22 protein-coding genes and 1 tRNA gene are annotated in these 26,238 nt (G+C 73.1%); 15 read left to right on the top strand and 8 right to left on the bottom strand.

Annotation, left to right across the window (positions count from 1 at the left end; all coding sequences use genetic code 11):
• Positions 1-46: 46 nt before the first annotated feature.
• The gene (locus tag AB0O21_RS17740; protein ID WP_365172057.1) at positions 47-628 is read left to right on the top strand and encodes a hypothetical protein; all 582 of its coding nucleotides are present in this window, start codon (positions 47-49) and stop codon (positions 626-628) included.
• A 17-nt stretch (positions 629-645) separates the two neighbouring features.
• On the opposite strand, the gene AB0O21_RS17735 is transcribed toward AB0O21_RS17740, so the two are convergent.
• From AB0O21_RS17735 to AB0O21_RS17720, 4 genes are all read right to left on the bottom strand, one after another.
• Positions 646-1,854: a thioester domain-containing protein gene (locus AB0O21_RS17735; RefSeq protein ID WP_365172056.1), complete on the bottom strand. Its 1,209-nt coding sequence runs from the start codon at positions 1,852-1,854 to the stop codon at positions 646-648.
• Between the two features lie 68 nt (positions 1,855-1,922).
• The gene (locus AB0O21_RS17730) at positions 1,923-2,330 is read right to left on the bottom strand and encodes a single-stranded DNA-binding protein (RefSeq protein WP_365172055.1); all 408 of its coding nucleotides are present in this window, start codon (positions 2,328-2,330) and stop codon (positions 1,923-1,925) included.
• A gap of 97 nt (positions 2,331-2,427) precedes the next feature.
• Positions 2,428-4,278: a GTPase gene (locus AB0O21_RS17725; protein ID WP_365172054.1), complete on the bottom strand. Its 1,851-nt coding sequence runs from the start codon at positions 4,276-4,278 to the stop codon at positions 2,428-2,430.
• Between the two features lie 4 nt (positions 4,279-4,282).
• The gene (locus AB0O21_RS17720; RefSeq protein ID WP_365172053.1) at positions 4,283-5,899 is read right to left on the bottom strand and encodes a dynamin family protein; all 1,617 of its coding nucleotides are present in this window, start codon (positions 5,897-5,899) and stop codon (positions 4,283-4,285) included.
• A 299-nt stretch (positions 5,900-6,198) separates the two neighbouring features.
• Between AB0O21_RS17720 and AB0O21_RS17715 the strand changes: the two genes are divergently transcribed.
• Positions 6,199-6,274: transfer RNA gene (locus tag AB0O21_RS17715), tRNA-Arg, on the top strand.
• A 500-nt stretch (positions 6,275-6,774) separates the two neighbouring features.
• Here AB0O21_RS17715 and AB0O21_RS17710 read toward each other — a convergent pair.
• The gene (locus tag AB0O21_RS17710; RefSeq protein ID WP_365172052.1) at positions 6,775-7,578 is read right to left on the bottom strand and encodes an AfsR/SARP family transcriptional regulator; all 804 of its coding nucleotides are present in this window, start codon (positions 7,576-7,578) and stop codon (positions 6,775-6,777) included.
• A gap of 376 nt (positions 7,579-7,954) precedes the next feature.
• On the opposite strand from AB0O21_RS17710, the gene AB0O21_RS17705 reads away from it, so the two are divergent.
• The 8 genes from AB0O21_RS17705 to AB0O21_RS17670 all read left to right on the top strand — a co-directional run bounded on the left by AB0O21_RS17705 (position 7,955) and on the right by AB0O21_RS17670 (position 19,558).
• Positions 7,955-8,938: a ScbA/BarX family gamma-butyrolactone biosynthesis protein gene (locus tag AB0O21_RS17705; protein WP_365172051.1), complete on the top strand. Its 984-nt coding sequence runs from the start codon at positions 7,955-7,957 to the stop codon at positions 8,936-8,938.
• Positions 8,935-9,609, top strand: coding sequence for an HAD family phosphatase (locus AB0O21_RS17700; protein ID WP_365172050.1), 675 nt, complete (start codon positions 8,935-8,937; stop codon positions 9,607-9,609). The genes AB0O21_RS17705 and AB0O21_RS17700 overlap by 4 nt, the downstream gene beginning before the upstream one ends.
• Positions 9,606-11,300 (top strand): FAD-dependent monooxygenase, encoded by a 1,695-nt coding sequence (locus AB0O21_RS17695; RefSeq protein WP_365172049.1) that lies wholly within the window; start codon positions 9,606-9,608, stop codon positions 11,298-11,300. The genes AB0O21_RS17700 and AB0O21_RS17695 overlap by 4 nt, the downstream gene beginning before the upstream one ends.
• On the top strand, positions 11,300-13,585 hold the full coding sequence (locus AB0O21_RS17690; protein ID WP_365172048.1) for an MMPL family transporter: 2,286 nt from the start codon (positions 11,300-11,302) through the stop codon (positions 13,583-13,585). Before AB0O21_RS17695 ends, AB0O21_RS17690 begins: the two co-directional genes overlap by 1 nt.
• Positions 13,560-14,660, top strand: a complete 1,101-nt coding sequence (locus AB0O21_RS17685) for an NAD-dependent epimerase/dehydratase family protein (protein ID WP_365172047.1) — start codon at positions 13,560-13,562, stop codon at positions 14,658-14,660. Before AB0O21_RS17690 ends, AB0O21_RS17685 begins: the two co-directional genes overlap by 26 nt.
• Complete coding sequence (locus AB0O21_RS17680; protein ID WP_365172046.1) at positions 14,657-15,835, top strand: alpha/beta hydrolase; 1,179 nt, start codon at positions 14,657-14,659, stop codon at positions 15,833-15,835. The genes AB0O21_RS17685 and AB0O21_RS17680 overlap by 4 nt, the downstream gene beginning before the upstream one ends.
• 68 nt (positions 15,836-15,903) lie before the next feature.
• Positions 15,904-18,207 (top strand): MMPL family transporter, encoded by a 2,304-nt coding sequence (locus tag AB0O21_RS17675; RefSeq protein ID WP_365172045.1) that lies wholly within the window; start codon positions 15,904-15,906, stop codon positions 18,205-18,207.
• Positions 18,208-18,232: 25 nt separating this feature from the next.
• Complete coding sequence (locus AB0O21_RS17670; RefSeq protein ID WP_365172044.1) at positions 18,233-19,558, top strand: metallophosphoesterase; 1,326 nt, start codon at positions 18,233-18,235, stop codon at positions 19,556-19,558.
• Here AB0O21_RS17670 and AB0O21_RS17665 read toward each other — a convergent pair.
• Complete coding sequence (locus AB0O21_RS17665; RefSeq protein WP_365172043.1) at positions 19,521-20,066, bottom strand: phospholipase; 546 nt, start codon at positions 20,064-20,066, stop codon at positions 19,521-19,523. The genes AB0O21_RS17670 and AB0O21_RS17665 overlap by 38 nt on opposite strands.
• A 244-nt stretch (positions 20,067-20,310) precedes the next feature.
• On the opposite strand from AB0O21_RS17665, the gene AB0O21_RS17660 reads away from it, so the two are divergent.
• Positions 20,311-20,793 carry a hypothetical protein gene (locus AB0O21_RS17660; protein WP_365172042.1) on the top strand — a complete coding sequence of 161 codons (483 nt, stop codon included), beginning with the start codon at positions 20,311-20,313 and terminating at the stop codon, positions 20,791-20,793.
• Here the strand turns inward: AB0O21_RS17660 and AB0O21_RS17655 are convergent.
• A complete protein-coding gene (locus AB0O21_RS17655) occupies positions 20,748-21,176 on the bottom strand; it encodes a hypothetical protein (RefSeq protein ID WP_365172041.1) in 429 nt (142 codons plus the stop codon). The genes AB0O21_RS17660 and AB0O21_RS17655 overlap by 46 nt on opposite strands.
• A 13-nt stretch (positions 21,177-21,189) precedes the next feature.
• A complete protein-coding gene (locus AB0O21_RS17650) occupies positions 21,190-21,951 on the bottom strand; it encodes an alpha/beta hydrolase (protein ID WP_365172040.1) in 762 nt (253 codons plus the stop codon).
• A gap of 74 nt (positions 21,952-22,025) precedes the next feature.
• On the opposite strand from AB0O21_RS17650, the gene AB0O21_RS17645 reads away from it, so the two are divergent.
• The 4 genes from AB0O21_RS17645 (at position 22,026) to AB0O21_RS17630 (ending at position 26,081) form a co-directional block, all read left to right on the top strand.
• A complete protein-coding gene (locus AB0O21_RS17645; RefSeq protein WP_365172039.1) occupies positions 22,026-22,724 on the top strand; it encodes a 4'-phosphopantetheinyl transferase superfamily protein in 699 nt (232 codons plus the stop codon).
• A gap of 29 nt (positions 22,725-22,753) precedes the next feature.
• A complete protein-coding gene (locus AB0O21_RS17640; RefSeq protein ID WP_365172038.1) occupies positions 22,754-23,167 on the top strand; it encodes a GNAT family N-acetyltransferase in 414 nt (137 codons plus the stop codon).
• A gap of 224 nt (positions 23,168-23,391) precedes the next feature.
• Positions 23,392-24,576: a S8 family serine peptidase gene (locus AB0O21_RS17635; RefSeq protein ID WP_365172037.1), complete on the top strand. Its 1,185-nt coding sequence runs from the start codon at positions 23,392-23,394 to the stop codon at positions 24,574-24,576.
• A 212-nt stretch (positions 24,577-24,788) separates the two neighbouring features.
• Positions 24,789-26,081, top strand: coding sequence for a hypothetical protein (locus AB0O21_RS17630; protein ID WP_365172036.1), 1,293 nt, complete (start codon positions 24,789-24,791; stop codon positions 26,079-26,081).
• Positions 26,082-26,238 lie beyond the last annotated feature (157 nt).

Here is a 26,238-nt window from a genome sequence, read left to right as displayed (position 1 = left end):
GGGGCCCGGGGCCACGGCCTCTCGGACAGTGACGTACGGAGGCTTGATGGACAACGCCCTGCTCGCCCTCGCCGGCGCGGTCGTCGCGGTGACGGGAACGCTCCTCGCGCCGATCCTGTCGCAGCGCGTGCTGGGCCGCGTCCAGACGGAGCAGTTCGAACGCCAGCAGCGCGTGGCCGAGGCCCAGTGGGCGCGGGAGCAGCGCCTGGCCGAGGTGGAGAAGCGGCGCGCCTGCTACGTGACGGCGAACTCCGGCTACCGCCGGTACCGCATCGAGCTGATGAACTACCTGTGGCTCGTCCACAAGGGAGAGGTCACCGAGCAGGGGCGCACGGACCTGGAGGAGGCCCGGCACGCCATGCACGCCGCGTTCGCCGAGGCCCAGATGATCGCCACCGACGAGGTGCTGACGGAGCTGGACTCCATGACGCAGCGCCTCGCCGTCGCGTACGGCCGCACCATGCGCCTGGACGAGGGCCGACCCACGCCCGCCGGGTCGTTCGAGGAGATCCACGCCGAGCTGGCACGCATGGGAGACCAGTGGACGGCCATGCGCACCGCGATGCGCGGCGATCTGGGCGTGGGCGCCGACCCGGCCGCGGCCGGCCTCCCGGCCCTCGATGGCTGAGGCCCCCGCCAGGGCTCCTAGATCTCCTCCTCGTCCTGCGGGCGCTTGCGGAGGAGGAGGACGACCAGGCCGCCCAGGACCACCAGGCCCACCGCGAGGGAGGCGATGACCGGGGTGGCCGCCGAGCTGCCGCTGGTGGCCAGGCGTTCCTCCTCGGGGGTGGTCTGGGCGAGGGCGGCCGCGCGGGTGCCCAGGGCCGCGGCGCCCCCCGGGTCGGCGGCGGCGCCCGGCTGGGCGGCCGTGGGCTGGGGCCAGAGCGCCGTGGCCGCGGCGGTGGACGCGGACTCGCTGGAGCCGGCCACGATCTGCGCCTGGGCCGGCACGTCGCTGGTGAAGACCCGGCCCACCGGTACCTTGGTCGCCCCGTGGACGGTGACCGAGGCCTCCCCGTCGGGGGTCCCCGCGGGCACCTCGAAGTACAGCCGGGTGCCGTGGACGGCGGTGTCCAGGGGCCGGCCCTCGGCGTCCACCACCCGGACGCCCATGGCGAGGGCCGCCGCGTCGGGGATGACGGAGACGCTCCGCGCCCCGGTGCGCACGGTCACCGGGCCGATCCGGGTGCCCACCGCCCCCGACACGTCCACCGGGTCCAGCGCCAGCGAGGCCGGCGGCTCCGCCAGCCGCGCCGCTGCCTTCTGGAGGTAGTCGGCCAGCTTCTCCGCCGCCGGGTCGGCCGCCTCGACCTGCACCTTGTCCGCCAGCCGCCAGATCGCCACCTGCGTCCCGGCGGCCGCGCTCTCCGCGGTGAGCGCCCCCGCCCCGGCCTCCTTGGCGAGCCCGGCCAGGTCGTTCAGCTGGGGGTAGGAGTGCTCCAGGACCCAGCGGATCCGGCCCGCTTCCGCGTTCCCCGCGAGCGGGCTGCCGCTCCAGCCGCTCTCCGTGTACCGGGCCTGCGGCTGCGCGTTCCCGGCGACGCCCACCCCGTACGTCTGGAGCATGCCGCCGCCGTCGACCCGCATCTCGTAGAGGCCGGCCGGGATCTGCCGCACGGATCCGTCGCCGGAGTGCAGGACCGCCTGCCCGTACGTCTTCAGCCCGTCCAGCACGGCGCTCGCGCCCTCCGGCGCCCTGGGCGCCGCCGGGCCGGAGTCGGCGGCCGCGCGGGCGCCGCCCGGCGCCGCGGTGAGCGCGGCGGCCAGCAGGGCCACCGCCAGCGGGCGCCGCGCGGAGCCCCGTACGGAAGCAGCGGGATCAGGAGCGGAGGATGCGGGAACGGCAATCGACACAGTCTTCCCCTTCGGGCCAAAGACCCAGGTGCCCGTGAGTACCGGGGAATCCTATCCGCCTCGAACACTCAGACCACCGCCGCCTTCTGAGTAGCCATCAGCGGGGTGTCCGTCTTCACCACGCGCCGGAAGGCCGCCGTGCCCCGGTTCAGGTCGTGCCCGATGGCGGTCGCGTCGATGTCCGCCGAGAACCACCGGTTCCCGTCCCCGTCGGCGGGATCGTCCCGGACCCGCAGCCGCCCGTGCACCACCAGCGGTTCGCCGACCGATACGGAGCCCGCCAGGTTCACGGCCAGCGAGCGCCGCGCCCACACGGTGTAGAAGCTGGTCGCCCCGTCGGTCCAGGCGTCCGTGCGCCGGTCGTAGTACCTCGGCGTCACCGCGAAACGGAACCTCGCCGACGGGCCGTTGACCGTCTCCTTGAAGTCGATCCGCGTCGCCACGCAGCCCACCAGCGTCACCTGGGTGTCGTTCATCCCAGCCCCTCCCCCTCGTACCGAGCCCGCGCGGACCATCCGTACGAGCTACGGACCATGCTGGGGCGGGCCGCCGACACCCGCCCGGGCCTGTGGACTACTGGCGGGTTGTGGACAACTTCGTCCCCCCTGCGGCGACCGCGGCGTACTGTTCGCGCACCTCCCGGTAGCGCAGCAGTTCCGCCGCCACCGGTTCCAGCACCCGGGCCCGCCCGCAGCCGGCCGCGGCCTGCCGCAGCTTGCTTTCCGCTTCCTGCCCGTAGCGCCGCGCCGGGCCCCGGGCCGCGATCGAGCAGGCCCATTCGACCAGCGGCCCGCCGATGATGCCCGCCACCATCAGCAGCACCGGCGGCAGCAGCCTCGGCTCCAGGACCCCGACGATCTGCCCGACCAGCCACAGCCCGCCGAAGATCTGGAGCAGCGTCATGGCCGCCTGCCCCAGCACCGCCGCCGGCCACCAAGCGGGCCGCGGCGGCCTGGCCGTCGGCACCGCGACCGCCGCCCCCAGGGTCACCGCGATCTCGTCCAGTGCCTCCGGGAGCCGTTCGGCGCCGCGCACCGCGGTCTCCCGTACCGCCTGCGCCCAGGGCTCGGGCAGGCCGGTGGCCGCCTCGTCGGCAACCGCCCGGACGGCCTGCTCCACGCGCTGGCGCGCGGTCACCTCCTCCTCGACGGGGGCCTGCGCGGCGGCCCCGCCCCGCCCGCCGATCGCGGCCAGCGCGGCCAGCCCGGCCAGCGTGCGGGGCGCGCGGCGGCCCTCGTACCACCGCCACAGCCGCAGCCACGGCGTCCCGCACGCCTTTCCGGCGTTGCGCCGCCAGGCCCGCTCGGCGGCGAGCCCGGCCGCATACGCCCCGACGGCCTCGGCGAGCCGGTCCTCGAACTCGGCGCGCACCGCCTCCCCGATCTCCGGCCCCGCGTGCCCGTCGGCCACGTACAGCGGGCGCAGCCGCGCGGCGGCGCGGTCCACGTCGGCGGAGATCCGGCGGGTCGCGGCGCCCTTCTCCTGGGTGAACTGTCCGAGGAGCTCGCGCAGTTCCCCGACGCCTTCACCCGTAAGGGCGGAAAGTCCGAGCACGGTGGCCCCCGGCTCCCCGTGCTCGCCGAGTGCGATCCCGTCCTCGTCGAGGAGCCGCCGCAGGTCGTCCAGTACGAGGTCCGCGGACTCCCCGGGCAGCCGGTCCACCTGGTTGAGCACGACGAAGGACACCTCCGCATGCCCGGCGAGGGGCCGCAGGTAGCGCTCGTGCAGGACGGCGTCCGCGTACTTCTCCGGGTCCACCACCCACACCACGGCGTCGACCAGCGCCAGGACGCGGTCCACGTGCTCGCGGTGCGCGCCGACCGCGGAGTCCAGGTCGGGCAGGTCCACGAGGACCATCCCGCGCAGGGCCCCCGCCTCCGAGGTCTCGCGGGGCCGGCGGCGCAGCCGGCCCGGGATCTCCAGCCGGTCCAGGAGTCCGGCGGCCCCGTCCGACCAGCTGCACGCGATGGGTGCGGCGGTGGTCGGCCGGCGCAGCCCGGTTTCGGAGATCTGCACTCCGGCGAGTGAATTGAACAGTGTGGACTTTCCGCTTCCGGTGGCTCCGGCGATCGCCACGACGGTGTGCTGCGGGGACAGCCCGCGGCGCGCGGCCGCTTCGTCCAGGACCCGGCCCGCCTCGGCGAGGGTCTTGCCGTCGAGGATGCGGGTCCGGGAGAGCCCGACGAGCTGGCGCAGCGCGTCGAGGCGGGCCCGCAGGGCCCGGGCCTCGGGGCTGAGCGGGGGCGCCGCCGATTTGCCGCCGTCGCTGCCGGCGCCGGAGACGGCCCGGACGAGTGCCTCGTCGCCGTCGGCGCCCGGGTCCTCCTCGTCCTCGTCCGCCTCCGCCCGGCGCGAGCGCGCGATGAGTCCGTCGTCCCAGCGGTCTTCGGTGCGGTCGCGGTCGGGGTCGGTCAGGGCGCTCACCGCGTCACCTCTCCTTCTGCAGTACGGACAGTGCGGCGATGAGCTCGGCCTGTGGTTCCGGGGTCACTTCGAGCGCCTCCAAGGGGGCGAGCCGGCGGTCGCGTTCGGCGCGCAGCACCTGGTCGAGGTGGTCGCCGAGGAGTTCCGCGCCCCGGTCGCGCAGCCGCAGGGCGGACTGGGCCCCGATCCGTTCGGCGAGCCGTTCTCCGGCGGGGCGGGCGCGCTTGCCGCCGAGGAGGGCGGCGGCCAGGAGGGCGGCGACGCCGTCGGGGTCGGGGGCGGTCTGCCTGTCGAGCCCGGCGGCCTCTTCCTCGGCGAGTTCCTCCAGCACGCGCCGCCAGCGGCGTACGGCCACGCCGATGCGCTCGCCCGCCTCGCGGTCGGGGGCGGGCAGCGGCACGGCTCCGGAGGCGGGCTCGCGCTTCCAGGCCTCGGCGATGCGCTCGTCGGCGGCGGCGACGGCGCACTGGACGAGCGCGGCGAGGGATTCGGAGAGGGAGTCGAACAGTTCGCCGGCGCTGGTGTCGAGGGGGTAGCCGCGCCAGCGGGTGAGCGCGTCCCCGGCGAGTACGGCGCCCTGGCCGAGGCGGACCTGGACCCGCTTGCCCTCCCTCTTGTACGCGTCCTCGACGGCGGCGGTCAGCCGTACGGCGGCGGCGTGCTGGGCGGCGACGGCGGAGGCGAGCTCGGGCATCCGCCGCGCGAGGGAGTCGAGCGCGCCGAGGGCGGTCCGCCCGACGGCGTACTGGCGGGCGGCCGGATCCTGCGCGTGGTGGGCGAGCCAGGCGAAGAGGGGGGCGACGGCGCTGGCCGGCAGCAGCCCGCCGCCGCCGGTCGATTCGGGCAGCTCCGGGACGGTGAAGCGCGGTACGTCGCCCAGCCCGGCCCGGGTGAGGAGCGCGGCGTACTGCCGCGAGACCTCGGCGAGCACCTGGTGCGGGACCCGGTCGAGGACGGTGATGAGGGTGGCCTTGTACTGCTTGGCGGTGCGCAGGAGGTGCCAGGGGACGGCGTCGGCGTACCGCGAGGCGGTGGTGACCATCACCCAGACGTCGGCGGCGCAGATCAGCTCCGCGGCGAGCGTCCGGTTCTCGACGACGAGGGAGTCGATGTCGGGGGCGTCGAGGATGGCGAGGCCGCGGGGCAGGCCGGACACGGTCTCGATGCGCATCTCGCGCGTCGCGCCGCCGGCTCCGCGCCCCCGGTCGCGGGGGGATTTCCGTAGCGCGGGCGGCCCCTCGTCCTCGTCGTGCGGCACCCAGACCCGCATCAGGTCGGGCAGCACCCGCATTCCGGCGAACCAGTGGTGGTCGTCCGGATGGCAGACGAGCACGGGGACGCGGGTCGTCGGCCGGAGCACCCCGGCTTCACTCACCTGGCGGCCGACGAGGGAGTTGACGAGGGTGGACTTACCGGCTCCGGTGGACCCGCCGACGACGGCGAGCATCGGCGCCTCGGGCGCCTTCAGCCGGGGTACGAGGTAGTCGTCGAGCTGCGCGAGCAGCTCGGCTCTGGTCTGGCGGGCGCGTGGGGCGCCGGGCAGGGGCAGCGGCAGACGCACGGACGCGACCCGGTCGCGCAGGGCGGACAGGGCATCGAGCAGCTGAGGCCGAACATCCAAGGTCACCACATGCGAAGAATGCCCAATTTAGGACCATTTTTGAAGCTTATAAGTCCTCTGCGCGCCGACCGCGACTCCAGAGGGACATCCTGGACACAGTGGACGAGTGGGACGCAGGCATAACGAGTGCACAACACCCAGGGCGCCGCGGCGCAAAAGCGGTGCGAGAATCGCACCTGCCTGCGATTATCGGGACCGCTTCACCGAACCTACACATCGTGGCACGCGGGTGAAGCAACCGGGACAAGGCAACCGGAGCCCTATCCTTGACCCGGCACGGCCCACCGCGGCCACTTCCGGCCCCCGTAGCTCAGTGGATAGAGCAGGTGCCTTCTAAGCACTTGGCCGCAGGTTCGAGTCCTGCCGGGGGCACCACCCTGCGGTTGCCGAAGCCGCAGGTCAGCGGCCCCAGCAACGGTTTCTTGCCACGGTCGCGGCGACGGGGCCCCTTCGGTGGCGGCCTTCACGCCGCCCCTCATCCCAATCCGGCCATTCGCAATGTAACGCGAGCGCGCAAATTGATCGGGGGCGTGCCATGATGCCGGCCGCCCCCGCTCCATGATGCCGCAGCGTCGTCCCGGGGCCTTCCATGACCAGGGAGCGGAGTACCCGCCCCGTCCGGCTGAACGGCCCGCCTCGTCCCGGCAGCCTTCACCGAACCCGCCACCGGCGCGTTCAGCCACCGCCGGAAACGCAGTCGCCGCACCGCGCCATGACGGTCCGTCGGCACGGATCCCGTACGCCGCTCCGCCCACCGGCGAGCGCCGGTGGGCGGCCCCCGACCCCGCCGCACGGTGGCGCGGCGTCCGGGCCGGCGATCCGGCAGAGCGCCCCGTGCACGGCAGGCACGGGGCAACGGGATCGAGGATCAGGCCCTAGCCGAACGGGCCGCGGCGGGCCAGCAGCGGGAGCTCGATGGGGACGACCTCGCCCTCCGCCCCACCGCCGTCCTGGCGCAGGGCCGACATCACCATCAGCTGCGGGTCCTGGAGCAACAGTCGTGCGTGGAGCGCCCGCAGGGCCGAGCCCGGCTCCACGCCGAGCGCCTCGACGACCCGGGCGCGCTGGACGGAGTACACCGTCAACGCCTCGTTGCCGCGGTCCGAGCGGTAGAGCGCGAGCATCAGCAGCCACAGGAAGCGTTCCCGCAGCGGGTACTTGTCCACCGCGTAGTGCAGGTACGGCACGGCGTTGCGGTGCCTGCCCAGCTCCAGTTCCAGTTCGGCGCGCACCTCCATGTCCGCGAGGAAACGCTCCTGGCGGTAGAGCCGTTCACGGTCGAGCATGGGCCCTTCGAGCCCTTCCACGAGCGGCCCCGTAGACATCGTGCGCGCCATTTCCAGCAGCCCGGCCGCCTGCAGGATCTCGCCCTTGCGCGCCGCGGCGATGCCCGCGGCCGCCAGCTGTTCGTACTCGTACAGATCCACTTCGGAGTCGCCGACGTCCATGCGGTAGCCGCCGCCCGACCACTCCAGGAACACGCCCTGGCCTTCGCCTTCGTCGGCCGACAGCAGGCCACGCAGACCCGAAACGGACTTCTGGATCAAATTCTTCGCATAAACCGGGGAGTCCTCCCCCCAGAGCGCCTCGATCAGCTGATCGACCCCGGTCTCCAGGCCGGGTCTGAGCAACAGCACTGCGAGCAGGGCCCGTTGCTTCGGCGGACCCAGCTCCAGCACCTTCGTTCCACGATTGACCTGCAGCGGTCCCAGAAGACGGAACCGCAGTCGCGACGTACCTCCGTCGCCCCCCTTGAAGCCGCGCTCACGCAGCAGCACACCAGACATCTCTACCCCCCGAGTAAGACCGCCATAAGGCTAGGTATTACCGACTGGTTCTCGCCATTCGAAGATCGAATGAGAGGGGGATCACATCGTCCGACATCTTGACGTCGCGCGGCAGTTGAGATCCGCAGGAGAGGCGCGAACGGTCTGAGAGGCACCCCGGAAGCCGTGCCGAGGCCGTCCTGTGGACGGTCAGCGAATACTCCAGCGGCTGGTCAAACCCCGTCCTCCAAGGTGATGCGGTCCCCTCGCTCGCTCTTTGGAGAAAACGATGACAGGTCCAGCGCAGCAGGACGAGCTCCGTTCCGCTCTCAGATACGACAGCACCGTCCCCCGTGCCATGGTCCACCGCGCCGCGATCGCCGAGGTCTTCCTGACCGATTCCCGTCGGGTGCCGGATCAAACCGACACGTACGAGGTGGCGGCCCAGCTGCCCCGCGCCCACATCATGGGCGAGCAGTCCCGCACCCACGACTTCCTCCTGCTGATCGAGATGCTGCGCCAGGCCGGGGTGTTCCTCGCCCACGCCTACGAGGACGTCGGCCTGGACGAGTCCTTCATCTTCCGCCACCTGCAGACCGAGGTACGGGACCAGGGGGCCCTGCGCACAGCTGACCGGCCGGCCCGCGCGGTCGCCACCCTCACCGTCCTGCCGCAGCGCAAGCGCAACGGCCGGGTGCAGGCCATCGACTTCTCCGGCTCGCTGGCCATCGAGGGCAAGGACGCACTCCAGTGCAGCGGCGGACTGGCCTTCTTCACCCGCGGCGTCTACCGCGCGCTGCGCGAGCGCCGCCGCAGCACCCTGGCGGGCGCCATCGGCGTCCTCCCCACCCATGTGGCCGCCGCCCCCGCCGCGGTGGGCCGCCGCGACCCGTACAACGTGGTGATCACCCAGCCCATCCCCGCCGGGGAGAGCGGCTTCGCCGCCACCGTGCTCTCCGACACGACGCACCCCCACCTCTTCGACCACCAGCTCGACCACGTTCCGGGCAACCTCCTGCTGGAAGCCGCCCGGCAGCTGGCCGCGGCCTCCGTGTCCTCGCTGCACGCCATCTCGGCGAACGGTCTCCAGGTGACCGCGATGGACGCGCAGTTCCAGGAGTTCGCCGAACTCGACCTCCAGACCCGGGCCGTGGCCCGCGTGGAGCAGTTCCGGCTGAACGAGTCGCTGAGCACGCTGGTCGTCCCGGTCGTCGTGGACATCCTCCAGCAGGGCCGCGCCGTCGCCTCGTTCCGTTTGGAGGTGGCCCAGTGACCTCCCGTCACATCACCACCGTCGTAGTCGACTACGGCGGCGTCCTGACCAATCCTCTGCACGAGACCTTCGCGGCCTTCGCCGAGGCCGTGAACGTGCCGCTCCCGGCGCTCCAGGGTGCCTTCGCGCGGGCGGCGCAGCGCTACGGCCGCAGCCCGATGGCGGACCTGGAGACCGCCTCGTGCACGGAGCGCGAGATGGTCGAGCGGGTGCTCGCCGAGCTGCCCGGCCGGACGTACGAGGAGCTGCTCGGCGAACGGGAGTTCGGCGAGGTGTGGTTCCGCGCCCGGACCGTCAACGAGCGGCTGGTCCGCTTCCTCCGCGAACTGCGTGGGAACGGCTACCGGACCGCCCTGCTCACCAACAACGTCGTGGAATGGGGTCCGCGCTGGCGCGCCCAGCTCCCGGTGGACGAGCTCTTCGACGCCGTCGTCGACTCGTCGGCCGAGGGGGTGCGCAAGCCCGATCCGCTGATCTACCGGCGGCTGCTGGAGCGGCTGCCCGCGGCGGCGCACGAGTGCCTGTTCCTCGACGACCTCGACGAGAACTGCCAGGCCGCCTCGGACCTCGGCATGCTCGCGGTCCACTTCACCACCACCGACGAGGCCATCGACCAGATCGTGGACCTGCTGCGTTCCCGCGGCGGCTCCTATGCCAGGAGCCTCGTATGACGCAGTCGGATACCGTGCTGATCGTGGGGGCCGGGCCCACCGGCCTCACCACGGCCTGCACACTGCTCCAGCACGGAGTGGACTGTCGGGTGATCGACCGCAGGAAGGGCCCGGCCAGCGAGCCCAAGGCGCTGATCCTGTGGAGCGGCGCGCTGGAAGTGCTGCGGCGCATCGACGTCGCGGACGCACTGGAGAAGCGGGCGCTGCCGCTGTCCGGCGCGTCGTACTGGTCCAACGGCAAGCGCACCGGAGGGGTCCGCTTCGGCGCACTGGCCGACACGGCGTTCCCCCGCCCGCTGTGCGTACCGCAGTCGGTCACCGAGGGCGTGCTGTACGACCGGCTGCTGAAGCTCGGCGGCAACGTCGAGTGGAACACGGAGCTCACCGAGGCCCGGATCACCGGCTCCACCCAGTCCGGCGTCCCCTCCGACGTCTCGGTCAGCCTCTCTGTTCCCGGTACGGGCTCCCCCGCCCCCCTCTCGCCGCGCTGGCTGGTGGGCGCGGACGGCACGCACAGCAAGGTGCGCGAGGCCGCCGGGATCGCCTTCGAGGGCAGTACGTACGCACGTGACTTCCTGCTGGGCGACGGCGAGTTCAGCGGTGGTCTGCCCGAAGACGAGGCCCAGTACCACCTCACGCCCGAGGGCGTGCTGGTCGTCGTACCGCTGCCCGGCGGCGGGCACCGCGTCTTCTTCGACCGGGACGCCACGGGCGAGGTGCGGCCGTTGTCCGACGAGGAGCTCCAGGAGCTGCTGACGGCACGCGGCCCGAAGGGCTGGACGCTCGACTCCACCTGGTGGCGCAGCACCTTCCGGGTCCACACCAAGGTGGCCGGGACGTTCCGTGCCGGCCGGGTCTTCCTCGCCGGGGACGCCGCCCACTGCCACAGCCCGGCCGGTGGGCAGGGTCTCAACACCGGGGTGCAGGACGGTTTCAACCTGGGCTGGAAGCTGGCCGCGGTGATCCACGGCGCGGATCCGGCACTGCTGGACAGCTACGAGGCGGAGCGGCGGCCCGCCGCCCTGCGGGCGCTGCGCAATTCCGACCGCCAGACCAAGCTGTGGATGCTGCGCGACGGCCCCAAGCGGGTGCTGCGCGACGCCGTGCTCAAGGTGGCCACGGCCACGGGAGCGCTGGACCGCAAGATCGTTCCCGAACTCGCCCAGCTCGATCCCGGTCTGGAATCGAGCCCGGCGGTCCCGGGCGGGCTGCCGAAGGCGGACCCCCGGAGTGCCAAGGACGCCAAGGGCCCGCGCCTGCTCCGGCCCGGGGTGCGGCTGCCCGACACCCCGTGGCAGCCGCTGCACGGCACGGGGTCGGCGTCGCTGCACGAGTTCCTCGCGGCCGGCCGGCACGCCCTGCTGGTCGTCCAGGGGGGTGGTGACGACCTCGCGGACGCCACCGCCCGGAAGGCCGCCGAGCTGGCGGCCCGCTCGTCGGTGGGATCCCAGACGGATGTCCTGCTGCTCACCGACCACCGGCCGCGGGGCGGAGGGGACGCCTCGGCCCCGTACGCCGGGGCGGTGGACATCAGCCGGAAGCTGACCGTGCTGGCCGAAGCCGAACAGCGCCCGCTGGTCATCTACGTACGTCCGGACGGTGCGGTCGGCGCCTGGTCCTCGCACCGCGATCTGGCGCCGCTGGCGGCCGGGGTGTCCGTACTCGGCACCGCCGTGGAAAGCGTGGCGTGATGCTGAGGCTTCTCGGGGCGCACGTCGTGCGCCGGCCCTGGCTGTTCCTGGTCGCGGCCCTGGTGCTGGTCCTGGACGCCCTCCTGCTCGGGGCGGACCTGCCCGACCGGCTCGGCAGCGGCGGTACGACGGACCCCGGTTCGGAATCGGCGCGCGTGCAGCGCGTACTGGAGGCGCACTACCCGGAGCAGCAGCCCAATCTCGTCCTGCTGGTGTCCGTACCGGAGGGCGCGCAGGTCGACGACCGCGCGTTCGCCGCGCAGGGTGCCCGGCTGGCCGAGCGGCTCGCCTTCGAGAAGCCGGTCGTCGGTGTCGTCTCGTACTGGCAGACCGGGCTCGCCGAGCTGCGCTCCCACGACGGCCGGCAAGCGGTGATCGCCGCCCGCATCGAGGGCGACGAGGACCGGGCCCGGACGGCGCTGGAGGAGCTGGCACCGCGGTTCCGCGGCGCGCAGCAGGGCGAGCAGGGCGAGCAGGGAGGGCTGACCGTACGCATCACCGGTCCGCTCGCCGTGCAGAACGAGATCCAGAGCACCGTGGCAGAGGACCTGGCCCGCTCCGAGCTGATCGCCCTGCCGCTCACCCTGATCGTCCTGGTCTGGGTCTTCGGCGGGGTGCTCGCCGCAGCGCTGCCGGTCCTGGTGGGCCTGGTCACCGTCCTCGCCACGGGCGCGGTGCTGCGGCTCATCACCGGGTTCACCGAGGTGTCGGTCTTCGCGCAGAACCTCACCACGGCGCTCGGGCTCGGCCTCGCCATCGACTACGCGCTGCTGATCGTGCGCAGGTTCCGCGAGGAACTGGACGCCGGGGCAGTCCCCGGGGAGGCCGTGCTGCGCACCGTGCGCACCGCCGGCCGGACCGTCCTGTTCTCGGCGCTGACCGTCGCGGTCGCCCTGGCGGCGATGCTGGTCTTCCCGCTCTACTTCCTGCGCTCCCTGGCCTACGCGGGGATCACGGTGGTGCTGGTCTCGGCCCTCACCGCACTGACCGTACTGCCGGCGGTGCTGGCGCTGCTGGGTCGCCGGGTGGACGCGCTGACGGTGCGCCGTCGTGGGCGCGGAGACGCGCCGGCCCCCAAGGGGCGGGTGACGGAGCTGGTGATGCGCCGTGCGCCACTGGTGACGGTGGCGGTGACGGGCATCCTGCTGGTGCTGGGACTGCCGTTCCTGAACGCCCGGTTCGGCACCGCCGACCACCGTCAGCTGCCGACCGCGAGCGAGTCACGGATCGCCCAGGAGACCCTGCGCGAGGACTTCGAGGACCTGCCCGAGGGTTCGATCCCGGTCCTGCTGCGTACGGGCGGAGCCTCCTCCGCCGACGCACAGGCCACCGCGGGCCGGATCGCCGGGAAACTGTCCGCGCTCGCCGGGGTGACCCGGGTCGAGTCCTCGGCCGGCACCTACCGCGACGGCGCCCGGTCAGAGGTCCCCTCGCCCGCCGACTCCGGGCGCAGGACGGCGGGTTACGACCTGCTGACGGTGGTGGCCGAGGACGACACGGCCGCGACCTCGGCCGCCCACCAGGAACTCGTCGGCAAGCTGCGCGAGGCGGCCGGTCCCGACGGCGCCTCCGTGGGCGGTCCGGCGGCCCAGGTGGTGGACAGCAAGGCGGCCATCGGCCGGGGCCTGGCCCCCGCCCTCGGCTTCATCCTGGTCGGCACGCTGGTACTGGTCTTCCTGCTGACCGGAAGCCTGGCGATGCCGCTGCTGACGATCGCGCTCAACGGCCTCAGCCTGACCGCCATGTTCGGCGCGGTGGTCTGGGTGTTCCAGGAGGGCGGGCTGTCCGGGCTGCTGGGCTTCACCGCGACCGGGGACGTGGAGGCGACCCTTCCGGTCCTGATGTTCTGCGTGGCCTTCGGCCTGTCAATGGACTACGGGGTCTTCCTCGTCGCCCGGATCAAGGAGCACTTCGACCGGACCGGCGACCACTCGGCCTCCGTGCTGCACGGCATGCGCACCACCGGCGGGCTGATCACCGCAGCCGCCGTGGTCCTCAGCGTGGTCTTCGTCTCCATCGGCCTGTCGCGGATCACCAACACCAAGATGCTCGGCCTCGGCGTCGCCCTGGCCGTGCTGGTGGACGCCCTCGTCGTACGGACCCTGCTGGTCCCGGCGGTGCTGGCGCTGCTGGGCCGTCGCGCCTGGTGGGCACCCGCCCCGCTGCGCCGGATCCACCGCCGTCTCGGGCTGCGCGAGGAGCCCGAGCCCGCACCGAACCTTCCCCCGGCAGGCCCGGCAAGCCCTGAAAGGACCGCGCATGACCGCGAACCCGCCGCCCTCTGAGCCGGCCCCGCAGTACCCGGCGCTGGGCGCCGTCATGGTCACCGGAGCCACCGGGCTGCTCGGCCACGCCGTCGTCGCCCGGCTGCTCGCCGCCGGGTCCGAGGTGACGGCGGTGGTCCGGGACGTCGAACGTGCGCAGGCGCTGCTGCCGATCCATCCCGCGCTGCGGCTGGTCACCGGGGACGTCACCGACATCGACAGCTACGCCGGCGCCCTGCGCGGGATGGACGCGGTGATCCACACGGCCGCGTACTTCCGCGAGTACTACCAGCCGGGCCGCGACCTGGACCTGCTGCACCGCACCAACGTGGACGCGGTGGAGGAGCTGCTGAAGGCGGCGGTCGACGCCGAGGTGCCCACGGTGGTGCAGACGAGCTCCATCGCCGTGCTGGGCGGCGGCGACGTACGCCGCCCCGCGGACGAGCACACGCCCAACGGGAACCCCGCCACGGGGAACCACTACCGTGCCAGCAAGATCCGTGCGGAGCGGCTGATCGCCCGCTTCGGCGCGAGGTACGGGCTGCGCGTGCCGCTCGTCCTGCCCGGCTGGATGTGGGGCCCCGGTGACTCCGGACCCACCTCGGCGGGGCGGCTCTTCCTGGCCGTGGCGCGCGGGGAGATCAAGGCACTGCCCGCGGCGGGCAACCACGTGGTGGACGCCCGCGACGCGGCCGCCGTCTGCGTCTCGGCGGCCGCGCTCGGGACCGGCGGCAGGCGCTACATCGCGGGCGGCAGCTGGTACCCCCTGCACGAGATCTGCGCCGCCGTGGTGCGGGCGACCGGTACCGGAACGGTGCCGCGCAAGCTGCCCTCGTCGGCCGCGATGACGCTCGCCTCGGTCCTGGAGTGGCAGGCGAGGGTGCGCGGGGTACCGCCCGTCGCCACCCGGACCGGCATGCGGACGCTGCTCGAAGGACACCACCGGAGGGTTTCCTCCGCCCGCGCCGTCAGCGAACTCGGCGCGACTTTCCGCCCGTTGGAACAGACCGTCGCGGACCAGGCTGCCTGGCTCCGCGCGCGGAGAGAGCTGCCGGCCGCCACTGCGGGGCCGCTGCGAGAGGTGAGGAGTTCATGAGCATCATCAAGCGGGTCGCCGTACTGGGCGCGGCCGCGGCGCTGCTGGCGAGTCCGGTGGCGGCGGCCATGACCGCAGCGGCCGACACCCCCGCCGCAGGCGCCGCCGGGGTGTCGACGACCGTGTCCTCCCCGCCGTCGCCCGCCGAGGCCGAGGCGGCCGCGAAGGAGACCGCGGCGCGGCTCGCCGCGCAGCACATCGTGGACGTGCCGGTCTCCTTCACGGTGCGCAACACCAACGGCAGCAAGACCGGTTGCCGCACCAGCGGCGGCATCCAGCGGATCAGCGGCCACCTGACCGCGCCCGCGTCCGTGCTCTCCGGCGGGAAGCGGGCGGTCACGCTCTACCAGCACGGGATCGCGGCGGGCGAGTGGTACTGGCGCCTCGACGTGCCCGGCTACCACTACGCCGAGGAGCTCGCCAAGCGCGGGCACGCCTCCGTCACCATCGACCGGCTCGGCTACGGGGCCAGCGACCGCCCCGACGGCTTCGACACGTGCATCGGCGCCGAGGCCGATATCGCGCACCAGATCGTGCAGCAGCTGCGGGCCGGGACCTACACCCTCGAGGGCAAGCCGGCCGAGGGTCCCGGCACGGCGCAGGGCTTCGACACGGTCACCCTCGCCGGGCAGTCCAACGGCGGGCAGGTCGCGCAGATCGAGGCCTACTCGTTCGGCGCCATCGACGGCCTGATGATCATGGACTGGACCGACCGGGGCCTGACCCCGGAGGCCAACACCCGTTTCTTCAGCGCCCTCCAGAGCTGCATGGCGGGCGGACAGCCCAGCCGCGCGCCCTCGGACCCGAGCGGCTACGTCTACTACGACCTGGGGCCCGACCAGTTCCGCCGGGGCAACTTCCACGACACCGAGCAGCGCGTCATGGACGCCGCGGCCCCGCACCAGAACCGTCACCCCTGCGGCGACATGAGCTCGCAGCTCGACTCCGTATTCACGGATCTCGAGCACCTGGGCTCGATCAAGGTCCCGGTCCTCCTCGTCTACGGGGACGACGACGCCCGCGTCACCGGAGGCTCCGCCCACCAGCGGCTGTTCACCGGCGCCCAGAGCGAACTCGTCACGATCCCGGGAGCCGGGCACTACGCCACGATGGCCCGCTCGGCGCCCAGCACCTTCGACCGGATCGACGCCTGGCTCGACGCCCGCGGTCTGTGACCCCGCCGCGTCCCCTGCACCCCTGACCCCTTCCCCCCACTGTTCCCCCTCCATCCAGAGAGCAGAAAATGCCGAGTACACAGCAGTCCCATCGGAACAACCCCCTGGAGCGGCCCCCCGCACTGCAGCGCTGGGGGCGGGTGACCGCCACCCGGTCCAAGCTCGTCGTATGGGTCGGCGTCGCCCTGGCCGTGCTGGGCCTGGTCCTGGCCGCCGGCACCATGAACCGCCTGGTTCTCAGCCGCTTCGAGACCCCCGGCTCCGAGTCGGTGACCACCCGGGCCGTCCTGGAGAAGGAGTTCAAGGCGGGCACGCCCAGCGTGCTGCTGATGGTCACCGCCAAGCAGGACACCGTGGACGAGGGCGCCGTCGCGTCCGAGGGCCGCGCCCTGGAGCGGGAACTGGCCGGGCAGGACGGGGTGGCCGAGGTCTTCTCGTACTGGTCGCGGGGCAACTCGCCCACCATGCGCGGCAAGGACGGCAAGCAGGCCCTGATCATCGCCCGGATGTCGGGCACGGTGACCGAGGCCCGGACCCGGCTGGCCGACATCTCGCCCGCCTTCACCCGGGACAACGCCCAGGTGAAGGTCCAGGTCGGCGGCGGTGACGAGGTGTTCCGGCAGGCCGCCGAGCAGTCCCGCAAGGACTTCCTGCGGGCCGAGATGATCGTCTTCCCGCTGGTGCTGCTCCTGCTGTTCGCCATCTACCGCCGCTTCTCGGCGGCCTTCCTCACCCTCGGCATGGGCCTGTTCTCGGTGATCACCACCCTGGCGCTGATGCGCGGTGTCACCTACATCACCGACGTCTCCACCTTCGCCGCCAACCTGGCCCTGGTGATGGGCATCGGGCTCGGCGTCGACTACAGCCTCTTCGTCATCAACCGCTTCCGCGAGGAGCTGAGGGCCGGCCGGTCCGTCCCCGACGCCGTCGAGCAGTCCGTCGCCAACGCCGGCCGCACCGTCGCCTTCAGCGGTCTCACCGTGATCCTGTCGCTGGCCGCCCTGCTGCTCTTCCCGTTCCCCTTCCTGCGCTCGTTCGCGTACGCCGGTATCGCCACCGTCCTCACCTCCGTCTTCGCGGCCCTGGTGATCCTGCCCGCCTCGCTGGCCCGCCTCGGCCGCAAGGTCGTCCGCAAGAACGAGAACACCCGTCCCGAGCAGGGCTGGTGGCACCACACCGCGCTGCGCATGATGCGCCGGCCGCTGCTGTACGGCATCCCGGCGCTGGTGGTGCTGCTGGGGCTGGCCTCGCCGACCCTGGGCCTCACCTTCGGCGTGCCGGGCGCCCAGGTACTGCCGCGTGACGTGTCGAGCCGGGTGGTCCAGCAGCAGATCCTCGACAACTTCGCCTCCGAGGAAATGAGCGCGATCAAGGTCCTGCGCGCCGGCCAGGCCGGGACCGACGCCAACCGGTCCTCGATCGAGGCCACTGCCGTCGAGCTGTCCCGGGTCTCCGGGATCCACCAGGTCGACGCGCTGACCGGCTCGTACGCGAAGGGCAGCAAGATCGCCGAACCCGGTGACTCCTCCCGCCGGTTCGCCGGTGAGCGCAGCACCTGGTACTCGGTGGTCGCCACGCACCGCACCGTCGCCCAGGACATCGACCGGGCCCACTCCGAGATCCGCTCCGTCGCCGCGAAGGGCGCCGAGCCGGGCTCGGTGAAGATCGGCGGCTACCCCGCCGAGCTGAGCGAGTTCCGCGCCGAGCTGGTCGACCGGCTGCCGCTGGTCTTCGGGCTGATCCTGGTGACCACGTTCCTGGTGCTGTTCCTGATGACCGGCAGCGTGCTGCTCCCGGCGAAGGCCATGCTCCTCAACACCCTGAGCATGGGTGTGATGTTCGGCGTCCTCGTGTGGATCTTCCAGGAGGGCAACCTGGCCGACCTGTTCGGCTTCACGCCGAGCGGCTCGATCGAGCCCAGCATCCCGATCCTGATGTTCTGCGTGGCCTTCGGCCTCTCCATGGACTACGAGGTCTTCATGCTGTCGCGGATCAAGGAGGAGTACGACCTCACCGGCGACAACACCGGCGCGGTGGCCGCCGGCCTGGAGCGCAGCGGCCCGCTGATCACCTCGGCAGCGGTCATCCTCGCGGCCTCGTTCGCGACGTACGCCTCGTCCGAGATCGTCTTCCTCAAGATGCTGGGCATCGGCATGGTCGTGGTGATCCTCGTCGACGCCACTCTGATCCGGGCCGTCCTCGTACCGGTCTCCATGCGGCTCGCCGGCAAGGCCAACTGGTGGGCTCCGAAGCCCCTGCGCGCGTTCCACGACCGGTTCGGCATCTCCGAGTCGTCCCCGGCCGCGCCCGCCGCCACGGCCTCCGCGCAGCCCGACACGGCAGGGGTCGGCGTCCCCGCCGGCCGCGCCTGATCCATCCGGTCCGAGGGAGAGAAACATGCTGGGAATCGGATTGTGGGTGCTCATGCTGGTGGGCTCCGGCGCCGTCCACTACTACCTGTGGATCCGGCTGGTCCGTGACACGACCAGGCCGCGGACGCTCGTACGGCGGCTGGCCACAGGGGGGGTGGTCCTCTCGGCGCTGCTCGCTCCCGGGACCCGGATCCTCACCCCGCTGTTCGATCCCTCGGACGGAGGTGGCGGCCGGTTCCTGGCGTGGCCCGGCTACACCCTGATCGGAGTACTGCTCTACCTGCTGCCGACACTCGTGATACTCGAACTGCCGCGGGCGCTCGCGCTGCGCAGGTGGCGGCGCGCCGAGCAGCAGGCGGATCCGGGACCGGCACCGGCACCGGTCGCCGTGGCGGCGTCGGCGACGACATCGGCGACGACATCGGCGACGACATCGGCAACGGCACCCGAGCCGGTCTCGGTCCCGGAGCCCGCGGCGGACTCCCCCGCCCCGGCGGAGGACCGCCTGGTCGGCCGCCGGCTCTTCCTCGGCCGGGCCGTGGGCACCCTGGCCGGGGCCACCGCCCTCGGCACGGTCGGCTTCGGCATGTCCTCGGCGCTCGGGGATCCGCTGATCAAGCGCGTACCGGTCACCCTCTCCAAGGTGAACCCGCGCCTGGCCGGTCTGCGGATCGCCGTCGTCAGCGACATCCACCTGGGGCCGCTGCTCGGGCGCGCCCACACCGAGCGGATCGTCCGGATGGTCAACGGGCTGCAGGCCGACCTGGTGACGATCGTCGGCGATCTCGCCGATGGAACGGCGTCCCAGCTGGGGCCCGCGGCCCGGCCGCTGAAGGGGCTCGAATCGCGGTACGGCAACTTCTTCGTCACCGGGAACCACGAGTACCTGTACGACGGGGTCGAGGACTGGCTGGACGAGATGCGCGCCGTCGGGGTCCGCCCGCTGGTGAACGAGCGCGTGGAGATCCGGCACAACGGGGCCTACCTCGACCTGGCCGGGGTCGAGGACCTCGCCGGGCAGGAGCACGGGCGGGGGCCCGACCTCGGGAAGGCCCTTGGCGGCCGGGACCCGTCGCGTCCCGTCGTACTCCTCGCCCACCAGCCGGTGTTCGCCGACGAGGCCGCCCGGCACGGGGTGGACCTCCAACTGTCCGGGCACACGCACGGCGGGCAGATGTTCCCGCTGACCGCCATCACCGAGCTGGCCAATCCGGTCAACTCGGGGCTCGGCAAGGTGGACGACACCAAGGTCTACGTGACGAACGGAGCGGGGTTCTTCGGACCGCCCGTCCGGGTCGGCGCCCCGGCCGACATCACCCTGCTGGAACTGCGTTCCCCGCAGCCCGTGTAGCGCCCTGCCCAGGACCGGCCCCGGCGATCACCGCCGGGGCCGGTTCCGGCGTTTGGTCCCCGGAGATCCCGATGCCCCTGACGGCCTGGTAGTAGGTCCACGCTGTGGCGGCGCAGGAGGCCTTCCTCCCGCCCGAGTAGCGCGCGCAGACCCGCTTCATGTCGGAATTGAACGCCTCGTCCAGCCGGGCCTTGGCAGCCGGGAACAGGCCCGCCGCACGGTGGTTGCGGTAGCCGAAGTCGTGGCGGGCGCAGGCCGTCTCGAAGGGGAAGCCGAAGGGGTTGTCCGGGGAGGCGGTGCAGTGGTCCGTCGACCAGTCGAAGCCGTACGCGGCCCACGCGGCCCGGTGCCGGCGTGCCTCGGCCCACTCGTGGTAGCTGGCGGCGCTGGTCTGCGTCCAGCGGCTCAGCACCTGCGGCTTGTCGGCCGGAACCGCCCGGGCCGGGGTCGCGAGGGCGAGCACGGCGGTGGCGGTTGCCAGGGCGGTGACAAGGCGGCGACGGCGCATGGCATTCCTCGGGTCCGGGGGCGGGCGGACGTACACGTCCCCCACCGGCCAACTGCTCGGGGCGCCGCCGGGTTACTGCGCGTTGACGGAATCGCGCGTGTTCAGCGGGGCCGCGCGGCGGGCCGGCCAGATCGCCGCGAGCACGCCCCTCTCAGGTATGAGGCCGTGTAGGACCTCCGGCAGAGCTGAGATTCGTCCTGGGGAGGGACGCGCGAGGGGGGTGCCGCCACCGAGACTGAAGGGCATGAACCGCCGTCCGCTCGTCGTCGCCGCCGCCACCGTCGGAGTCCTCGCCACCGCCGCCTTCGCGCTGCCCAACCTGCCGCCCAACCCCCTGTCCGACGCGATCGACGGCCACGTGTACAAGGAGAAGGGCAAGCGCTTCGCCACCGTCGCCGAGGCTCCGACGCGCGGTGACCGGGCGTTCGTCCTGCCCTCGTGGATACCGGAGGACGCCACCGACATACGCATACGGGTGCACACCACCGACCAGGCCCGGCTGATCCGGTTCGACCTCGGGGCGACCCCGCTCGACGGCCCGCGGTGCCCGGCGGGCACGCCGCGGCGGATGGACGGGCCGGAGCTGGGCGCCCGGTGGTGGCCGGGCCACCTGCGGGCCGAGGTGCGGCCCGAGTGCCGGGACCGCTACCAGTACCAGGTCGCGGTGCGCGGCAAGCGCGTCTACGCCTGGACCGACGGCACCCCGTCCCCGGGCGCGCGGCCGTAGGAGGGGCTCCTCGCGTCCTGGTGCCGGATCTCGTCAAGCTTCCACTGGAGGCGCCCGGGCGGGCCTTCGTCCAGTCGGGGGACGTACGCGTAGCGACGCGAGTACGGCATGGGGGATCCGGACTCCAGGGACCGGGCCATCAGACCGATCGTACCGGCGATGGGGAGCCACAGCGGATCCGCCCACGGATCCAGGATCCAGTGCTCGGGATCCTCGTCCCGCTGCTCGGTGAACTCTTCGAGCATTTCCCGCATGTACTCCGGCCCGCCCTCGAGCACTTCGACGGAGGAGGCGGGTGGGTGCAGGGCGGAGAGGGCACTGGTGCACCCGTGCTCCCGTAACCAGGTCTCGATGCGCTCCCAGTTGCGCGCGAGGTCGTCCATCAGCACTGTGTCCTCAGGCCAGTACGGCGGCGGCGGCTTCGGCGAAGGCCTCCGGGTTGTCCAGCATGATGTTGTGCCCGCAGTCGGGCAGGGCCACCACGCTGACGCCCGCGGCCTCCAGGGCCTCGGCGCCCGGGAGCGGGCCGTCGGCCTCGGGCAGCAGGAAGCCGCGCGGGATCTTCAGCTCCAGCAGCAGCTCCCGCATGGTGGGCGTGGTGCCCGCGGCGAGGTGGACGGCGGAGCGGTACAGGGCGGTCCGGTCGGCCAGCCGCATCGTGGCCCACCAGTGCGCGCCGACCCGGTCGCGGACCTCGGCCCAGCCGCCGTCGAGGAACTCCTCCTCGGTGTAGGCGGCGATCCCGCTGCTCCCGGCGGCCGGGACGGGCGGAGCCGGGTCCAGGTTGGCGTCGACGAGCAGCAGCCGGGAGACCAGGTGCGGATGGCGGGCGGCGAGCACGATGGCCACGGCCCCGCCCATGCTGTGCCCGATCAGCTCGGCGCCCTCCACTCCGGCCGCGGCGAGGGCGGCCGCCAGCGCGTCGGCGTGCGCTTCGAGGGTGTAGGAGAAGTCCGCGGGCCGGTCGCTGTGCCCGTGGCCCAGCAGGTCGACCAGCAGCGAACGGCGTCCGGCCAGCAGCGGATGCACGGCGCTCGCCGCGAAGTAGGCGGGCGAGCTGGCTCCGAGCCCGTGCACCCACACGCGCGCCGGTTCCTCCCCGGGAAGTTCGGCCCACCGGATCCGGTCTTCTCCCGCCGTCACGACTGCACTTCGCACGCTGCTCCCCCTCCGACTGTTCGGTCGGGGCCAGACTAGCGAGCAGTTCGATCATTTCGTCTAGGCTCGGCCGCGTGACCGATTATGTGAACCGGCTCGGCGTCGACGCACTGCGCACCGCGCCCCTCCCCGAGGGCGCGACCGCGGCGGTGTGGTCCCTGGACACCGGGCTGGACGCCGTCGGCGGGCACCCCGTCGCCGAGGCGGAGCGGGTGCTCGACGCCGCCGAGCTGAAGCAGGCCGGGCAGAAGTACCGGCCCGCCGACCGGCACCGGTACACCGCCTCGCACATCGGACTGCGCGTCCTGCTCGGCGCCCACCTGGGGCTGGCTCCGGCGGACGTGGTCCTGGTCCGCGAGGACTGCCCCGGCTGCGCCGGCCCGCACGGCCGGCCGGCGGTCGCCGGCGGCGGCGTGCACTTCTCCCTCTCGCACAGCGGCGACCTGGCGTACGTCGCCCTCGCCCCGGTGCCGGTCGGCGTCGACATCGAGGAGCTCCCGAGCGACCGGGCGGTGGCCGACGTACTGGGCAACCTGCACCCGGCGGAGACCGCGGAGCTGACCGCCCTCCCGCAGGCCGGCCGCAGGGCCGCGCTCGCCCGCGTCTGGTCCCGCAAGGAGGCCTGCCTGAAGGGGATAGGCACCGGGATCGGCCTCGGCATAGTCGAGCCGTACGTCGGCTCCGGCCCCGACCCCGCGGCCGTCCCGGGCTGGCTCCTGACGGACCTCCCGGCCCCGGCCGACTACGCGGCCGCCCTCGCGGTGCGCGTGTAGCGCAGCCCCCCGCCGTTATCGTGGCCGCCATGGACATCCGCCGGGCCCTGCGCCCCGCCGAGCTCACCGCCGCCGAGTCCCTGTTCGACGAACCCGCCCGCCCCGAGTGGGCGGAGCGGTTCCTCGCCGCCCCGGGCCACCTGATGCTCATCGCGTACATGGACGGCCATCCCGCCGGCATGGTCTCGGGCGTGGAGATGACCCACCCCGACAAGGGCACCGAGATGTGCCTGTACGAGCTCTCCGTTGACGAGGGCTACCGCCGCCGCGGGATCGGCCGCGCGCTGACGCTGGCACTGGCCGAGGAGGCGAAGGCGCGCGGCTGCTACGGCATGTGGGTGGGCGTGGACACCGACAACGAGGCCGCCCTGGCCACCTACGACTCCGCCGGCGCCGTGAACGAGGGCACCTTCGCCATGCGCGGCTGGCCCCTCGCCCCTTAGGGGGTGTGCAGTGGGGCGCCCCCGCAGGGCTCCGAACTGGGCCGCCCTCTCCCCTCCGACCCCTGGAAACGTTCGGAGCCCGAGGAGGTGCCCCGCCGCGCGGGCGGACCCGGCCGGGCCCGCCCTCGCGGATGACGCCCGCCCCACCCCGGCGGCGGCGTGTCGTGCCGCCAGTCGGCGCACCCTCCGCGCGCCCGCCCCACCGCTCGCCGAGCATCGGCGGCATGACCCCATTCGCCGCACTCCTGCCGGCCGCCGCACTCCTCGCGGCGGCCACCACGGCCACCGCCCCGACGCCGCACTCCGACGCCACCGACGCCGAAGCCCCCACCGCCTCCTACGTCGTCGTCCTCAAGGGCGTCACCTCCCGCGCCCCCGCCCCCGCCCCCGCCCGCGCCCTGGCCGCCGAGGCGGCGGACGCCGGGGACGAGGTGGGCTCCGTCTACGACACCGCACTGAACGGCTTCGCCGTCCGCACCACCCCCGCCCGCGCCGCCGCCCTGGCAGCCGACCCCCGGGTGGCTTCGGTGGAACCGGACGCGGAGTTCCGCATCTCCGACACCCAGCCGGAGCCGCCCTGGCCGCTGGACCGGATCGACCAGCGCGACCTCCCGCTCGACGGCTCGTACACGTACGCCACGACGGGCCGGGGCGTCACCGCGTACGTCCTGGACACCGGGATCAACGTGCGCCACGAGGAGTTCGGCGGCCGTGCCCGCAGCGGCTACAACGCGGTGTTCCTGGAGAGCTCCGGCGACTGCAACGGCCACGGCACGCACGTCGCGGGGACGGTGGGGGGGCAGACGTACGGCGTCGCGAAGGAGGTCTCGCTGGTCTCGGTGAAAGTGGCCAACTGCCGGGGCTCGGGCAGCCTTTCGAACATGATCAAGGGCATCGACTGGATGGTGCGGGACGCCGCCCGCAACCCGGCCACCCCGGCCGTCGCCAACATGAGCATGGGCGGCACCCGCAGCCCCGCCCTCGACGCGGCGGTGGCCGGCGCCGTCGCATCCGGGGTCACCTTCACCGCGGCCGCGGGCAACGCCGGCCAGGACGCCTGCGACGGCTCCCCCGCCGCGGTGCCCGAGGCCCTCACGGTCGGCGCGAGCGACGGCGGCGACCGGTGGGCGCCGTTCTCCAACCACGGCCCCTGCGTGGACCTCGCCGCCCCGGGCGTGGCCGTCGTCTCGGCCTGGAGGGGCTCCCCCACCGCCACGGCCCGCGCGTCCGGCACCTCGATGGCAGCCCCGCACGTGGCGGGAGTGGCCGCGCTGATCCTGGCGGGCGGGGTGGCGCGGACCCCGGCGCAGGTCTCGGCGACCCTGCTGCGTTCGGCCGTCCCGGACCACCTCGGCGACCTCCCGCCCGGCACGCCGAACCTGCTCCTGCACACCCCGACCGACCGCTGACCGACCGCTGACCGACCCACCCCGACCAGTCGGTATCCGATGGCCCATCAGACCCTCCCTGATGGGCCATCAATTTGTGTGTGCTTCGCACGAAAGCAAGTCATTGACTTCTCATCACGGCGACGCGTCAATATCGGCCACCGCACCGGCTCGACCTCCTCCACACAGCGGGTGGGGGGAGGGGTTCGTCATGACGAAGGAGTCGCGACCCAGTGAGTACGAGAACGCTCAGACGAAAACTGCTGGCCGGGGCGGGCGCGTTGTCCCTGGCCCTGACCGGTGGCGTCATGGGCCTGGCGGGGACGGCGCAGGCCGCGACCAAGACCACGCCCGTGTTCGTGAAGTGCGTCGCCCCGGCGCCGCAGCCGGGTGCCGACGGCAACCAGGACTTCACGGTCACCCTCCCCGACGGCGCGAAGGCCGGCGACGTCGTGCCCATCACGATCGACCCGGGACTGACCCCGGTCGTCCCGATGTTCACGATCGACACGGTGAACACGATCAAGGCCAAGCTGTTCGTCGGCGGCGTCGCCCAGACGGTGACCAGCCCGGCCACGCCGAGCCACCAAGAAGCCAACGTGAAGTCCGACCCGCCCGCCTTCAGCGGGACCATCACCATCCCGGACGGCACCGAGGGCACCACGATCCAGGTCACGATCGACCAGGTCATCACGGACGCCAACCTGGGCGGCACGGTCTACACGACCACCTGTACGCCCGATCCGCGCCCGAGCGCCTCGGTCGGTTCGGTCGTGGTCGAGGCCCTGCCCAAGGACCCGATCACCACGAAGCTGACGCCCAACAGCGGCACGGCGGGCACCGCCGTCGTCGCCACCGGCGCCAACTTCCCGGCCGGCCCCGTCACCTGCTCCGCCCTGCTCGCGGGCGCGGCGACCGGTGACACCGGATCGGGCACGGCGGACGCGTCCGGCGTCGCCACCTGCAACATCACGGTCACCAAGAAGGCCGACACGATCAAGATCGATGGCTCGACGACGTCCAAGGCCTTCGTCTACGTCGAGAAGGCGACCGGCGTCCAGAACCCGGTCGACGTCGAGGTCCTGCCCGGTCCGCTGGCCCTCGGCCCGAAGGACGGCCAGCCCGCCGTCAACTTCGGCGCGGTCACCATCAACGGCAAGTCCCAGTCGGTGTTCGGCGCGTTCAACGCCGCGACCGTCCAGGACTTCCGCGGCGGCTCGCTCGGCTGGGACGTGACGGCGACCCGTACGCCGTTCCTGAACGCGACGACCGGCCACTCGATGGCGAAGGCGCAGATCGGCATCCAGCCGTCCTGCACCGTCACCAACCCGGACAGCCCGAGCACCTGCACCGCGGGCGCGCCCGGCGCGATCACCGACACCCCGCTGAAGATCGCCTCCCAGGCGGCCGGCGGGGACGAGCTGACCGGTGGCGAGTTCGCCGTCGGCGGCGCGGCGATGCTCCAGCTCCCGCCGTTCATGTTCGCCGACACCTACCAGTCGGTGGTCACCTTCTCCATCGCGTAACCCGCGCGGGCAATCCGTACGGGCACTCCGCACGGCCTGCTCCGTCCAGGGTGGTGGGGGGGGGGGGGGGCGCCCCCCCCCCCCCCCCCCAACCCCCCCCCAACCCGCGGGCCCCCCCCCCCCCCCCCCCCCCGCAAGAGGGTGGGGGTCGGGCGGC

Origin of the sequence: Streptomyces sp. NPDC091371 (assembly GCF_040684275.1) — a bacterium.
Lineage (GTDB): Bacteria > Actinomycetota > Actinomycetes > Streptomycetales > Streptomycetaceae > Streptomyces.
This window is presented reverse-complemented; position numbering and strand designations above follow the sequence as displayed.

Coding starts and splice junctions, on each gene's coding strand:
- AB0O21_RS17675 (WP_365172045.1), top strand. CDS start 15,904: ATGCCGAGTACACAGCAGTCCCATCGGAACAACCCCCTGGAGCGGCCC.
- AB0O21_RS17640 (WP_365172038.1), top strand. CDS start 22,754: ATGGACATCCGCCGGGCCCTGCGCCCCGCCGAGCTCACCGCCGCCGAG.
- AB0O21_RS17695 (WP_365172049.1), top strand. CDS start 9,606: ATGACGCAGTCGGATACCGTGCTGATCGTGGGGGCCGGGCCCACCGGC.
- AB0O21_RS17730 (WP_365172055.1), bottom strand. CDS start 2,330: ATGAACGACACCCAGGTGACGCTGGTGGGCTGCGTGGCGACGCGGATC.
- AB0O21_RS17660 (WP_365172042.1), top strand. CDS start 20,311: ATGAACCGCCGTCCGCTCGTCGTCGCCGCCGCCACCGTCGGAGTCCTC.
- AB0O21_RS17690 (WP_365172048.1), top strand. CDS start 11,300: ATGCTGAGGCTTCTCGGGGCGCACGTCGTGCGCCGGCCCTGGCTGTTC.
- AB0O21_RS17705 (WP_365172051.1), top strand. CDS start 7,955: ATGACAGGTCCAGCGCAGCAGGACGAGCTCCGTTCCGCTCTCAGATAC.
- AB0O21_RS17635 (WP_365172037.1), top strand. CDS start 23,392: ATGACCCCATTCGCCGCACTCCTGCCGGCCGCCGCACTCCTCGCGGCG.
- AB0O21_RS17670 (WP_365172044.1), top strand. CDS start 18,233: ATGCTGGGAATCGGATTGTGGGTGCTCATGCTGGTGGGCTCCGGCGCC.
- AB0O21_RS17740 (WP_365172057.1), top strand. CDS start 47: ATGGACAACGCCCTGCTCGCCCTCGCCGGCGCGGTCGTCGCGGTGACG.
- AB0O21_RS17685 (WP_365172047.1), top strand. CDS start 13,560: ATGACCGCGAACCCGCCGCCCTCTGAGCCGGCCCCGCAGTACCCGGCG.
- AB0O21_RS17680 (WP_365172046.1), top strand. CDS start 14,657: ATGAGCATCATCAAGCGGGTCGCCGTACTGGGCGCGGCCGCGGCGCTG.
- AB0O21_RS17655 (WP_365172041.1), bottom strand. CDS start 21,176: ATGGACGACCTCGCGCGCAACTGGGAGCGCATCGAGACCTGGTTACGG.
- AB0O21_RS17665 (WP_365172043.1), bottom strand. CDS start 20,066: ATGCGCCGTCGCCGCCTTGTCACCGCCCTGGCAACCGCCACCGCCGTG.